This is a genomic window from Agrobacterium sp. SORGH_AS_0440 (assembly GCF_031453135.1).
Classification (GTDB): Bacteria; Pseudomonadota; Alphaproteobacteria; order Rhizobiales; family Rhizobiaceae; genus Agrobacterium; species Agrobacterium pusense.
Genome location: NZ_JAVIYR010000002.1, coordinates 872,062 through 885,394, shown reverse-complemented (window position 1 = coordinate 885,394; position 13,333 = coordinate 872,062). Strand labels below are relative to the sequence as shown.

General features: G+C 60.4%; 13 protein-coding genes. 4 read left to right on the top strand and 9 right to left on the bottom strand.

Annotated features, from left to right (window positions below; all coding sequences use genetic code 11):
• Positions 1–101: 101 nt before the first annotated feature.
• The gene (locus QE453_RS13640; protein ID WP_004440706.1) at positions 102–350 is read left to right on the top strand and encodes a hypothetical protein; all 249 of its coding nucleotides are present in this window, start codon (positions 102–104) and stop codon (positions 348–350) included.
• Here QE453_RS13640 and QE453_RS13635 read toward each other — a convergent pair.
• The 8 genes from QE453_RS13635 to QE453_RS13600 all read right to left on the bottom strand — a co-directional run bounded on the left by QE453_RS13635 (position 347) and on the right by QE453_RS13600 (position 6,602).
• On the bottom strand, positions 347–517 hold the full coding sequence (locus tag QE453_RS13635; RefSeq protein ID WP_234823758.1) for a type II toxin-antitoxin system RelE/ParE family toxin: 171 nt from the start codon (positions 515–517) through the stop codon (positions 347–349). The genes QE453_RS13640 and QE453_RS13635 overlap by 4 nt on opposite strands.
• A gap of 219 nt (positions 518–736) precedes the next feature.
• Positions 737–937, bottom strand: coding sequence for a heavy-metal-associated domain-containing protein (locus tag QE453_RS13630; RefSeq protein WP_006700082.1), 201 nt, complete (start codon positions 935–937; stop codon positions 737–739).
• 46 nt (positions 938–983) lie between these two features.
• The gene (cueR, locus tag QE453_RS13625) at positions 984–1,406 is read right to left on the bottom strand and encodes a Cu(I)-responsive transcriptional regulator (RefSeq protein ID WP_004440702.1); all 423 of its coding nucleotides are present in this window, start codon (positions 1,404–1,406) and stop codon (positions 984–986) included.
• Entirely contained in the window at positions 1,403–3,988 is a 2,586-nt protein-coding gene (locus QE453_RS13620; protein WP_309777280.1) for a heavy metal translocating P-type ATPase, read from the bottom strand. Before QE453_RS13620 ends, cueR begins: the two co-directional genes overlap by 4 nt.
• Before the next feature lie 21 nt (positions 3,989–4,009).
• Positions 4,010–4,417, bottom strand: a complete 408-nt coding sequence (locus QE453_RS13615; protein WP_309777279.1) for a YkvA family protein — start codon at positions 4,415–4,417, stop codon at positions 4,010–4,012.
• A gap of 67 nt (positions 4,418–4,484) precedes the next feature.
• On the bottom strand, positions 4,485–5,093 hold the full coding sequence (locus QE453_RS13610) for a class I SAM-dependent methyltransferase (RefSeq protein ID WP_045532444.1): 609 nt from the start codon (positions 5,091–5,093) through the stop codon (positions 4,485–4,487).
• A gap of 34 nt (positions 5,094–5,127) precedes the next feature.
• Complete coding sequence (gene blaOXA / locus QE453_RS13605; protein ID WP_309777278.1) at positions 5,128–5,952, bottom strand: class D beta-lactamase; 825 nt, start codon at positions 5,950–5,952, stop codon at positions 5,128–5,130.
• A 170-nt stretch (positions 5,953–6,122) separates the two neighbouring features.
• Entirely contained in the window at positions 6,123–6,602 is a 480-nt protein-coding gene (locus tag QE453_RS13600; RefSeq protein WP_003497144.1) for a YcgN family cysteine cluster protein, read from the bottom strand.
• A 253-nt stretch (positions 6,603–6,855) separates the two neighbouring features.
• Here QE453_RS13600 and QE453_RS13595 point away from each other — a divergent pair, with 253 nt between their 5' ends.
• The 3 genes from QE453_RS13595 to QE453_RS13585 all read left to right on the top strand — a co-directional run bounded on the left by QE453_RS13595 (position 6,856) and on the right by QE453_RS13585 (position 12,142).
• The gene (locus QE453_RS13595; RefSeq protein ID WP_035210867.1) at positions 6,856–9,048 is read left to right on the top strand and encodes a transglycosylase domain-containing protein; all 2,193 of its coding nucleotides are present in this window, start codon (positions 6,856–6,858) and stop codon (positions 9,046–9,048) included.
• Between the two features lie 330 nt (positions 9,049–9,378).
• Positions 9,379–10,821, top strand: a complete 1,443-nt coding sequence (locus QE453_RS13590; protein WP_309777276.1) for an alginate export family protein — start codon at positions 9,379–9,381, stop codon at positions 10,819–10,821.
• Positions 10,822–10,846: 25 nt separating this feature from the next.
• Positions 10,847–12,142 (top strand): serine hydrolase, encoded by a 1,296-nt coding sequence (locus QE453_RS13585; RefSeq protein ID WP_309778156.1) that lies wholly within the window; start codon positions 10,847–10,849, stop codon positions 12,140–12,142.
• Positions 12,143–12,386: 244 nt separating this feature from the next.
• Here QE453_RS13585 and QE453_RS13580 read toward each other — a convergent pair whose 3' ends face one another.
• Positions 12,387–13,286, bottom strand: coding sequence for a LysR family transcriptional regulator ArgP (locus QE453_RS13580; RefSeq protein ID WP_022555839.1), 900 nt, complete (start codon positions 13,284–13,286; stop codon positions 12,387–12,389).
• Positions 13,287–13,333 lie beyond the last annotated feature (47 nt).

The window sequence follows — 13,333 nt, the reverse complement described above, 5'->3', positions numbered from 1 at the left end:
GACAGCTTTTTCGCGCCATTCAATCCGAGGGAATTCGCAGGCGACAGGAACCCTGCGCGTTTCCGCTCGTTTGCCGAATAACCGATAGAAAGGATACCGTCATGGACCGCAAAAAAATCCTGCCCTCGAACGAAGACGCCATGGATGAAGACCTGCTCGACCTCGACATCGACGCCCTCCCCGCCAAGGGAGAAATTCCTCAATTCATCGAGCAGGAAATCGAGGAAGAAGAGGCCGAGAGCGAGGACGACCCCTATCAGGAAAGCGACGAGGCCCTGCCCGACGATGCGGAGGAACGGGTGATCAACCGCAATCCCTCGCGCGAGGGCGGGGCGTTCGACGAGGTTTAACCGCTTGTCAGGCCGGATACGACGCGTTTCAACATGTGGCGCTGATAATCCTGCCCACCGAAGAAGATGGCGAGAACACGCAATGTCTTCTCGCCGTCATCAACATCGAAATGAAAGATCGCCTGATTTTTCGTGACCCGACGAAGGCCGGGCAATAGTTCAGGCATCAATGTCCCGCGAAACGGTGCCTTGCCGAGGGTTTGCATATCCGCCTCAATAGCGCCGATGCGCAGGACCGCCCGCTCGAATGCCTCCGGCAGCGTGTCGCCAAGGCCGCGATAGGATTGAATGAGATGGTCGAGACGGACATTGGAGTTCTGCCTTCAAAGGAAAAATGATGCTACTCAGCAGCATATCTTTCCTTTTCATTCCAGGAACGACGTGCGTCAGCCCGCCCGTTCCGGCGAGTAACCGGCCTCGCGGATTGCTTCCTCCGCGGTTGCGGCGTCACCCGTTACCGTAAGCCTATGCGTGGAAAGATCGATATTGACGGCGGCGTCGGGAAGAACGTCCGAAAGTGCGCCGCGCAGGGTCTTTTCGCAATGGCCGCAGGTCATGTCCGGGATGAGGAAGGTGGTTGGGGTCATGATTTCTCCTATTGCTCGGCGCCGATATTTTCGCACCGGCATTCTTTCAGTGGGTTCTGGCGGGCTTGCTGTCTGTCTTGTCGGCACCCGCGAGATCGTCGAGGATGGGGCAATCGGGCCGGTGGTCGCCGCCGCAGCAATGGGCGAGATGGGAGAGGGTTTTCACCATGCTCTTCATTTCGGCGATCTTCTGTTCGAGATCGGCGATGTGGACAAGCGCGATTTCCTTTACCGCCGAACTCTCACGGCTCTTGTCCTGCCAGAGTTTCAGCAGCGTCTCAGTTTCCTCCAGCGAAAAACCGAGCGTGCGCGCCCGTTTGATGAAGCGCAGGTTGTGGACATCCTGCTCTCCATAGACGCGGTAATTATTACCGGTGCGCGCGGCGGGGGTGATGAGGCCGATCTGCTCATAATAACGGATCATCTTGGCGGAAACGCCCGATGCCTCCGATGCCTGGCCGATATTCACGATTTCACCTCCCGATGAGCGACCTTCGCCCGTTTCAACCGCAGTGCATTGGCGAGAACAAAGACGCTGGACAGCGCCATCGCCCCCGCACCGATCATCGGCGACAGCGTGATGCCGAAAGACGGATAAAGCACGCCCGCCGCAACCGGTATCAGCGCCACGTTGTAACCGAAGGCCCAGAACAGGTTTTCCTTGATGTTGCGCATGGTCGCGCGGCTCATCTCGATGGCGTTGACCGCGCCAAGAAGATCGCCGCCAACCAGCACCACATCGGCGCTTTCGATGGCGACATCCGTGCCGGTGCCGACGGCAATGCCGATATCGGCCTCTGCCAGTGCCGGCGCATCATTGATGCCATCGCCGACGAAAGCCAGCACCTTGCCGTCTGCCCGCATCTCATGGATCGCCTTTACCTTGCCATCAGGCAGCACTTCCGCAACCACACGGGAAATACCGACCTGCCGGGCTATGGCGTTTGCCGTACGCTCATTGTCGCCCGTCACCATAGCCACTTCGATGCCCATCGCCTGCAACGCCTTGATGGCGGTGACACTTGACGGTTTCAGCGGATCGGCGACGGCGATTGCAGCCGCCAGCCTGCCGTCGATGGCGGCATAAAGCGGCGTCTTGCCTTCGTCGCCCAGCCTTGCGGCAGCTTCGGCGAAGACATCAACCGAATGACCCAGTTTGGCCATGTAACGATCCGCACCGACCTCGACCTTGCGGCCATTGACGGTGGCCGCGATGCCGTAACCCGTCACGCTTTCGAAGTTCTCGACGGTTGGGGGTTCAAGTCCCTCTCCCGCTACCACCCCCCGATCTTCCGCAGCCCTGACGATGGCTTCGGCAATCGGATGTTCCGAGCGATCCTCGACGGCGGCAACCAGCGCCAGCACGTCGTTATCGACAAATCCTTCCGCAACCACGAGATCGGTCAGTTCCGGGCGGCCCTTGGTGACGGTGCCGGTCTTGTCGACCACGACGATCTCAGCCGAGCGCAGTTCCTGCAGGGCCTGTCCCTTGCGGAACAGCACGCCCAGTTCCGCTGCCCGGCCGGTGCCGACCATGATGGAAGTCGGCGTGGCAAGACCCATGGCACATGGGCAGGCAATGATGAGTACGGCCACCGCATTGACCAGCGCGAATGTATAGGCAGGTTCGGGACCAAAAATCGCCCAGACGATAAAGGTCAGCACCGCAATCGCAATGACGACGGGCACGAACAGCGCGGTAACCCGGTCGACCAGCAGCTGGATCGGCAGCTTGGAGCCCTGCGCCTCCTCCACCATGCGGATGATCTGCGACAGCATGGTATCGGCGCCCACCTTGGTCGCCTTGAACTTGAAGGCCCCGGTCTTGTTGATGGTGCCGCCAACGACCGCTGCGCCAACCGTCTTTTCCACCGGCACCGGTTCGCCTGATATCATGGATTCATCGACATAGGACGAGCCTTCGACAACTTCGCCATCCACCGCCAGCCTCTCGCCGGGACGGATGACGACGATATCGCCCATCACCAGATCGTCAGGGGAAATATCGATGGTGGCACCATCGCGCTCTACGCGGGCGGTCTTCGCCTGCAGGCTCATCAGCTTGCGGATGGCGTCTCCGGTGCGGCCGCTGGCGCGGGCTTCGAGAAGCCGTCCGGTCAGGATCAGCGTCACGATGACCGTTGCCGCTTCATAATAGACGAACTGCGCCTCTGCCGGCAGCAGGTCGGGCGCGAAGGTCGCCACGACGGAATAGAGATAGGCGGCAGTAACGCCCAACGCCACCAGCGAGTTCATTTCCGGCGCGCCGCGCAGCAGGGCCGGAAAACCGGTCTTGAGGAAGCGCAGACCCGGTCCGAAAATCACTGCCGTCGCCAGCACGAAATAGATGTAATAGAGGTTCTGCGTGTCGATGATGCCCATCAGCCAGTGGTGCATCGGCTCATAAAGATGGCCGCCCATTTCCAGCACGAAAAGCGGTGCCGTCAGGATGGCGGCGATCGTCAGGTCGCGTTTCAGCGCGCCCTCTTCGCCCGCATGGTGCATATGGTCATGGCCGCCGCTTTCACCGGCCGTCGCCATCTGGCTGTGGCCGTGGTGATGCCCCTCGTGCCTGTTGTGGGATTGATGGGCGGAATGGTCGTGCGGCTTTGGCGTCGCCAATGCAAAGCCGGCAAGTTTTGCCGTTTCCACCAGCGCGTCCCGTTCACGCCGGCCGCCGATCGTCTCCACGGCGGCCTTGCCGGCTGCGGTATCGACAGTGGCGTTAATGGTGGTTGCGACGGCTTCCAGAACGGCCTTCAACCGCGCCGCATCCGCATCGCTGTGCAGACCTTCGACGGTAAATTCATGCCGATCCGGTGCAATATCGTAACCCACCTTCTTGATGGCAGCGCCAAGCGTTTTGGCTGAGAAACCTTGAGCCGGCTCGACCGTAAGCTTCTTCGTGGCGAAGTTCACGGAACTCGACATGACGCCGGGCACCTTGGCCGCGGCCGTTTCCACCCGCTGCACGCAGGAAGCGCAGGTCATGCCTTCCACGGGAATGGAAACCGGTTGATTTGGATGGGCGTGTCTGACTGTCTCGTTCATGGGAAATCCCCTTTCGAGACCCTATGTAGGGCTTCCCATGATGGGAAGGTCAAGGAATAAGAAATTTTTTGCCGCAAACAAAATCGTGAACGACGCCGCCAGCCACAGGGCGATGAATATGGCAGCAGCCACGCGGCTGACGGGACGGGATTGCGCGGCCGCGGCCGTCAATCGATGTTCCGCCAGCAGTGGCGGCGGCACAAGACGCACCGCAAGGAGGATGCCGAGCGGGACGATGACCAGATCGTCGAGATAACCGATGACGGGAATGAAATCCGGGATGAGATCGATCGGTGAAAGCGCATAGGCGGCGACCAGCATCGCCACCACTTTGGCCAGAAGCGGCGTGCGGGGATCGCGTGCGGCAAGATAAAGGGCGTGAACGTCACGCTTGATGGATTTCGCCCATCGCTTGAGCTTTTCGAGCATGGGAAAGTCCCTGAAACATCCGGCCTGTCGATCCTATGCGTGATCCCCGGGGACTATGCAATGGTCTCTATGATACGATCCGCCTGGCGAGATAAATCGTTGCCCCACCGCATTGCGGATCGTTGACGACCTGATCCAGAAGCCGGAATCCATGCGTGGCCAAAAGGCCTTCGTAATCTTCACGCGCGAGGCTGGCGTGATAAAGTGGCTTGCCCTGAAGGGTACCGATTGCTTCGCCTTGCACTGGCCCGGCAGTGAACATCAGGGCCGCACCTTCATTGGCATGCTGGCGGAAGATACCGAACATCCGGCGCTGATCCTCGGGATACAGGTGAAAAAAGCTGTGCCAGGCAATCAGCCCATCGAAACGGCGGCCGAGGGCCAGTTCGCGCATATCGGCAACCACCCAGAGCTTTTCCGGAAAGCGGCTGCGGCAAAGTTCGATCAGCGGCAGCGACGCATCGATGCCCGTGAGATCATAACCGTTGGAGATGAAATAGCCAGCGATCGGCTCACCCGAACCGCAGCCGATATCGAGAATGGAGCCGCCATCGGGCAATAGCGAGGTGAACCTGTCCAGCCAGGGTTTTTCAACAAGGGAACGACCGCGCTGATTGTCAAAATCAGCACCGTGCTTGGTATAGAGCTTGATGACATCGCGAGAGGCATCCGACATATGCTGATGTCCTTTCCCGTGTGAGGGCCGTCGCCTACCTGTGCACGGCGAGCCGCGGGATATCGCGCAGGAAGGCATCGCGCACGGCGGGGCCGAGCGGCTCGTTTGACGGCTTGTCGGAAACACGCAGCCTTGCGAAGACGATGTGCTGGCCTTCACGCTCCGCCCAGCCGACGAACCAGCCGAAGGGGCGGTTGCGGTCGGGGTTGCCCTTTTCGTCACGCATGTAGCCGGTTCCGGTCTTGCCGTGCACGGCCCAGCTTTCCGGCGCATCGAAGACCGGTACGATGGCGCGCGTCTTGGCCTGCGCATCGCGGGAGAAAGGCAGATTGCCGGCAAGCAACCGGCGAAGGAAACCGACCTGCTCCACCGGCGAGATGGTGAGCGACGCCCCCAGCCAGGAATGGGTAAGTCCATTGTTTTTGCCGGGCTCGCCCGATACATCGGCATTACCGTAACCGAGACGCTTCACATAGGCGGCGAATTTTTCCGGGCCGAGGCGGCGGGTGATTTCGCGGGAATACCACAGCACCGAATCCTGCTCCCAGATGGTCGGGTCGACCGTCTTGCGATCCGAGGCGCGCGCCTCCGTGCCAGGTTTCCAATCCCAGGCGGGCGATTTTTCATCCTGGAGAATACCGGCATCGTAACCGATCAGCGCCAGCGGCACCTTGAAGGTGGAGGCTGGCGCCACCCGCTGGTCGCAGGCGCCCTGCTGGTTGATGATGGCGCCGGTCTCGATTGATGTGACCAGCGTGCATTCGAAGGCCTGGGGCTGTGGCTGGGCGTCAGCGGAAAACGGCAGGAGCCCCGGAAGGGCAAGGCATGAAAGAAAGATGGCGGGCAGCCGGTAGCGCATGCGTTTTGATGTCCCTCGTCCGCTTTTGCGGATCAATTGCCGGAATGGCCGGAAGCTGTCTTTGATTTCAGACAAGTCATAGCCCGAAACCGTGACACGTTTTCGGATGACATGCCTTTAGGAGGCTGATGGGGCAGGAATAGGACCAAAACGAAAATTGCCGTTTTTCATCACGTCCGCTCCTTTTCTCCCGCCCTTTCGCCGACCGTCAGCGGCCAGTCGACCACATAATCCTCGAAGTCGTCAACATCCACATCGGCCTCGCTGACGGTGCGGCCGCGCGCGGAAATGCCGGCCTGATGCACTGTTTCGGTATCGCCGGAGACGAGATAATGCCACCAGTAGAGATCCTTGCCATCGCGCACCAGCGCATAGGCGCAGGTGGGCGGCAGCCAGCCGATCTCGTGAACCTTCTTCAGGTCAAGCTGGATACAATCAGGCACGGTGGCACGGCGGTTCTCGTAATCCGAGCATCGACAGCTCTCGCCGTCGAGCAGCACGCAGCGGACGGAGGTGAACACCACTTCGCCGGTGTCCCAGTCCTCCAGCTTGTTGAGACAGCACAATCCGCAGCCGTCGCACAGGCTTTCCCATTCCTCGCCGGTCATCTCGGTCAGCGATTTGGTTTTCCAGAACGGCGCGTCATTCATCGTTAACATTTCCGTTTCATTTTGATCTCTTGGACGGGAGTGTTTAACCGGTCCCTAATCCTTTATATCGTATCGCCAAGGGCTGGTTTGTACGATATTTTAGCATATTGGCAGGCGGCGAAGGGGTCATTGGCCCGCGAAAGGCCGCCACGTCAAGCACTTCCGACATAACCATGCCACGGTTTTGCGTCGGGAATGGGTTGAAGCGCAGAATATCGACGGTCGCATTGCCTTAAACAGGAAATATCGCCAGGTGCAGGAAGAAAAAGACGATAAAAAAGGCCGCAAAAAACGGCATATCCTGCTCCGGATCGATAGCTTCATCGACTCCGGCCTGTGGACGGCTGCGGCAAGGCTGGTGGATTTCTGGGAAGATGTCACCATCGCCTCGCGCAAGCTGCATGTCCGCGGCTGGAAGAAGCTCCTCGTCAATCTCACCTGCGACGCGCTGACCTTTGGAACGGCGGGATCGGTCGTGCTTCTGGCGCTTGCCATGCCCGCTTTCGAAGAAACCAAGAAGGACTGGCGTTATCGCGGTGACTTCGCAGTCACCTTCCTCGACCGATACGGCAACACCATCGGTCATCGCGGCATCATCCATGAAGACAGCGTGCCGATCGACCAGATGCCTGATCATTTCATCAAGGCGGTGCTGGCGACCGAGGACCGGCGCTTTTTCGACCATTTCGGTATCGATTTCATCGGCCTTGCCCGCGCCATGAGCGAAAACGCCCGCGCCGGCGGCGTGGTGCAGGGCGGCTCGACGCTGACGCAGCAGCTCGCCAAGAACCTCTTCCTCACCAATGAACGCTCGCTGGAGCGCAAGATCAAGGAAGCCTTCCTCGCGCTGTGGCTCGAGACCAACATGTCGAAGAAGGAAATTTTGAGCCTTTATCTCGACCGCGCCTATATGGGCGGCGGCACCTTTGGTGCTGCTGCGGCCGCGCAGTTTTATTTCGGCAAGAACCTCACCGACGTGACGCTTTCGGAATCCGCCATTCTGGCCGGGCTTTTCAAGGCGCCAGCGAAATATGCACCGCATGTCAACCTTCCGGCGGCGCGTGCCCGCGCGAACACCGTGCTTTCCAACCTCGTGCAGAGCGGGCTGATGACCGAGGGGCAGGTGGTCGGCGCGCGCCGCAACCCCGCCACCGTCATCGACCGCGAAGACGTGAAGGCGCCGGATTATTTCCTCGACTGGGCTTTTGACGAAGTGCAGCGGCTGGCCGCCGCGGGCAAGTTCAAGGATCACACCGTCGTCGTCCGCACCACCATCGACACCGGCCTGCAGCAGGCGGCCGAACAGGCGATGGAAATGGGCCTGCGCGAACTCGGCGAAGGGTATCGCGTCAAGCAGGGCGCGATGGTGATGATCGAAAATGGCGGTGGCGTGCGCGCCATGGTGGGCGGCCGCGACTATGGCGAAAGCCAGTTCAACCGCGCCACGGCGGCGCTGCGCCAGCCGGGTTCCTCCTTCAAGGTCTATACCTATTCGGCCGCCATGGAAAAAGGCATGAAGCCGGAAACGCTGATTTCCGACGCGCCGGTAACATGGCGCGGCTGGTCGCCGCAGAATTACGGCCGCTCCTATGCGGGTAAGGTGACGCTGCAGATGGCGCTCGCCAAGTCCTACAATACCGTGCCGGTCCGGCTCGCCAAGGACGTGCTCGGCACGCAGGTCATCGTCGATACCGCCAAGGCGATGGGTGTCGCCACGCCGCTGCGCAGCGACAAGACCATCCCGCTCGGCACATCGGAAGTGACGGTACTGGATCAGGCCACCGCCTATGCCGTTTTCCCGGCTGACGGCATGCAGTCGCGCCGCCACGGCATCGAGCAGGTGCTGGATTACGAGGGCAATGTTCTCTACGATTTCAGCCATGACGAGCCGCCCGCCAAACGCGTGCTGTCCGTAGACGCCAATTCGAAGATGAACCAGATGCTGGTGACCATTCCTGTGATGGGTACGGCGCGGCGCGGTGCGCTTGACAATGGCATCGTTTCCGGCGGCAAGACCGGCACTTCACAGGCCTATCGCGACGCCTGGTATGTGGGCTTTACCGGCAACTACACCACCGCCGTCTGGTTCGGTAACGACGATTTCACGCCGATGAACAACATGACCGGCGGTGCGCTGCCCGCCATGACCTTCAAGCGGCTGATGGACTATGCCCATCAGGGCATGGAGCTGCGCCCCATCCCCGGCATCCAGAACCCGCTGCCGACCGGCGCCCGACCGCAGCCTTCTGCGGAAGTGGCAGCCGCAGCCAGCAGCACACCCGCCCTGCCGGCCCTCACCCGTCCCCGTTCGCTCTCGGCCGAGGCGACACGTGTAATCCGCTCCATCGGGCGGAAGATGAAGGAAGCCACGGCGCTGAATGTGACGACGCAGAAGGTGGCGGATGCCGCCATCCGAGATAGCAAAGACGAAGCCGCGCGGCGTTAGGGCGTTTCGGGATACTTATAAGGTATCGTGAGACTTTAGAAGGAATAACAGGCGGAATCCTGCACGTTTAAACAATCTCTGGTTGCCTCCATGACCGGGATGGTCGATCTGCCATCGACGAAAATGAGGTGCGAAACCAATCCAGGCTTCTCCTGCCTGCGAATAATATAATAGTATTTTACGCAAGCTGCCTTTATCCGAGCCTTTAAAGACGTAATATTCCTCAATATTGTTTCTACACTCCAAGATTGAATGGACCTAGCCAGTCAATTCATGTCTAAGTGGGTGCGGTTATCTCTTGTGCGATAACAGCGCGCCCCGGAGGACGGCATGAATGATGCGGCGGAAACGCGCGCGGCGGCGGTTGCTCTCCTCGCCGGACTGTGGTTTGCAGCGGATGCGGCACATGCGCAGGACCCCATGCTGCTGATCGACGAGCCGGGTTTTGAATTGCGCCTGTATTTTCAAGCCGGCATCAATGCCGTTGCCGAACAGAACCTGTTCTGGAACTTTGCCGATCGATTTGCGCCGGACGCCGGCTTCGACAGCGACACGCGCTGGCTTGAGGGCTATTTGATGCCCGGCATCGGTTTTACCGCCGACGCCGGCGACCGGCTTCAGGTCTATGGAAAAATCTCGGCCGTTGCCTCCGGCACGCTCGGCACCGACGCCTTCGATGCCGGTGGCACGGGCGCCGTGACACTCGAAGACGGCTATCTCGGCCTGCGCTCGAAGGCGGAGAGCGGCCCGTTCTTCGATATCTCCCTGGGGCCGCGTCCGTTCAAGACGGGAACGGGCATGCTGATTGCCAATGGCGGATCAAGCGGTTTTGAGCGTGGTGCGTTGAAACTAGGGCCGAGAAAGGCTTGGGAGCAGGCGGCGATCCTCCGGCTCGGCAAGGATGACCTGACGGCCACGGCCTTTTTCATCGACGCGAATGAATTATCCGACAAGGACAGCGGGACGAAGATCGTGGGAGCGGATCTGCGTTATGAACCGCAAGAGGGTCGATATTTCGGCGTTACATTCGGCCATGTGCCGGAATCCGGCTCGCCTTACCCCCGGGCCGCGCCTGGCGGCCGCGGCGCACCGGTGATCGTGCCGGGTGCGCGCGAGGGCTTGAGCTTCATCAACGCCTATACCCGTACCAATCCGTTCGATGTGCCATTGCCGGGATTTTTCATCGGCGGCGATATCGCCTATCAATGGAATCCCGACATCGACCTTGCAGCCTGGGGCGGCCGCGCCCAGATCGGCTATGCTTTCGAAGATGTTTCATGGATGCCGACGATCGCCTACAGCTTTCAGACCTTCTCCGGCGACGATCCTTCAACCTCGCGTCTCGAACGCTTCGATCCGCTGTATTACGAGGGCAATCCGAGCGCATGGTCGACGGGCACGAAATCTTCCATGATGTTCCTGAATTCGAACGTCAATGCCCATCAGATCAGCCTGCAGGTGAAGCCAACGGAGGCCGATACATGGACGCTCCGTTACGCGCATATCCGCGCCAACGAGTTGGATAGCCCTATCCAGTTTGGACAGGGCACGCGGCTCGACGACATTGACGGCACGCCCACCCCGGTTGCGGGCGTCGGTAACCGCCATCTCGCCGATGATCTCTATCTGGAATATTCGCGCATCATCAATGCCAATACCTATCTCACCGCCGGCGTCAGCATTTCATTCCCTGGCAAGGGCATGGATTCCCTGACGGCAGAGCATTCGCCGAACTGGCTTGGAGGTTTCGTCAATGTCATCGTCAATTTCTAGAACCCTGCCCGTCCTTCTTGCAGCCATGGTGCCTGTTCTGGCTTACCCCTATGCCGCTGCCAGTCAGCAAGCCGCGCCGCTTTCAGCCGAGCAGTCGGACCCGCTGAAGCTCGGCTGGATGCAGGGCTTTCCGCCGCCGGAAGACAAGATCATCCGCTTTTCGGACAGCGACTATTTCAACTTTCCGAAATTGCGCTGGACAGTGTGTCACTTCCGCCAGCTGATGCCGACGGTCAATGTCAGCCGTGGGCTCGGCGCGCCAGCGGCCCTTGAGCGCAAGCCCGACCCCGCCATCGACGCCGTGACCTTCCGCCCGACCGGCGGTGAGCAGGACATGACCTGGCTGCAATCGCTATCGGCCAACTATACCGATGGCATCGTCGTGCTGCACAAGGGAGTGCTTGTCTATGAGCGCTACTCCGGCTGCCTCAACGATACGGGGCAGCACGGGGCGATGTCGGTAACGAAATCGCTGACCGGGCTTCTGGGCGAGATGCTGGTTGCCGAAGGGACGCTGGACGAGAATGCCAAAGTCGCGACCGTCGTTCCCGAACTTGAAAAAAGCGCGTTCGGCGATGCGACGATCCGGCAGGTGCTGGATATGACGACCGGCCTGCGTTACAGCGAGGACTACGCCGATCCTAATGCCGACGTATGGACATATTCCGCCGCCGGCAATCCGCTTCCCAAGCCCGAGGGTTACGAAGGCCCTCGCAGCTATTTCGACTATCTGAGGACGGTGGTGAAGCAGGGAGAACACGGTTCCGCCTTCGGGTACAAGACGATCAACAGCGATGCGCTTGGCTGGATCATTGCCCGCGCCTCGGGAAAATCGGTGGCAAAGCTGCTTTCCGAGCGCATCTGGAGCCGGATGGGCGCCGAACAGGACGCCTATTACACCGTCGATTCCACCGGCACGCCTTTTGCCGGCGGCGGGCTGAATGCCGGCCTGCGCGACATGGCGCGCATCGGCCAGCTGCTACTGGACGGCGGTATGATGGGCGGCGAGCGGCTCATTCCCCAAAAGGCGATCGACACCATCCGTCAAGGCGGCGACAAGGCGGTTTTCGCAAAAGGCGGATATCCGGCGCTGCAGGGTTGGAGCTATCGCGCCATGTGGTGGGTCACCCACAATGCCAACGGCGCTTTCATGGCGCGTGGGGTGCACGGCCAGGCGATCTATGTCGATCCCGCCGCTGAAATGGTTATTGCCCGCTTTTCCTCGCACCCCGTCGCGAGCAACGCCGCCAACGACGCGACATCGTTACCGGCTTATGAGGCTGTGGCGCGTTATTTGATGGAACAGGCGGGGAAGCAGTGAGGGCGAGGCGGTGAAGCCAGTGCGAATCGACTGAAGTTTTCTGTCGGAGTGTGTGGCTCACCCCCCTCTGTCCTGCCGGACATCTCCCCCTCAAGGGGGGAGATCGGCAAGACGCGACATCGCCACTTCATTCTCTAACGTTGAGATAGGCAAAACCTTGCCGCATACCGATCTCCCCCCTTGAGGGGGAGATGTCCGGCAGGACAGAGGGGGGTAAGCCGCAAGCTCCACGCTCCGCGATGCCTCACACCAACAACGTCGCCCTAGCCGTCCCCACCACCATATCTGTCAACCCCGCCAGCCTTTCCGCCGCAAGCCGGTTGACCTGCCAATAGAGCGGGATATCGAGCGGCGTGCCGGGAACGACCTCCATCAGCCGCCCTGCCTGCAAATGCTCCCCCACCAATTGAACCGGATTGAGCCCCCAGCCCATGCCGGCAAGGCTCGCCTTCACAAATCCATCGGTCGAAGGCAACCAGTGCGTCGGGTAGGGAATGTCTTCACCCAGCACCTCCCTTACCCAGCTCGCCTGCAGCCGGTCCTTCTGGTTGAACGTCAAGCCCGGCGCGCAGGCGAGCGTCGCTGATGTTACTCCTTCGGCAAAATGGCGGGTCATGAAATCCGGGCTGGCGGTCGCGTGATATCTGAGTACACCGAGCGGCGTTACCCGGCACCCCTGCACCGGCTTGTCATGGGCGGTCACGGCGGCGAGCACCCTGCCCGCGCGCAGCCATTCCACCGTGTGATCCTGATCGTCGACGGCGATATTAACGAGATAATCGCTGCTACCGGTGAATTTCGACACCGCATCCAGAAACCATGTGCCCAGGCTGTCGGCATTGGTGGCGATGTTGAGCGTCACCCGCTCCTGCGCCGCTCCCGCGTCCGCCAAGGCCGGTAGCTGGCGGAACAATTCGCTTTCCAGCATGCCGACGTGATCCATGTGACGGCAGAGCCACTCACCCTTTTCCGTTGCAACGCAGGGGTTACCGCGCACGATCAACACCACGCCCAGCCGCTCCTCCAGTTGCTTGATACGCTGGGAAACGGCCGATGGCGTGACATGCAGTGCCTGCGCCGCCTTTTCAAAGCTGCCGGTCTGAACAACCAGCGCCGCAGCGCGCATCGCGGGATAGTCCAACATTAGTAGCTCTTATTCTGACTGAGATTGTTTAATTTGATTAATCCGTC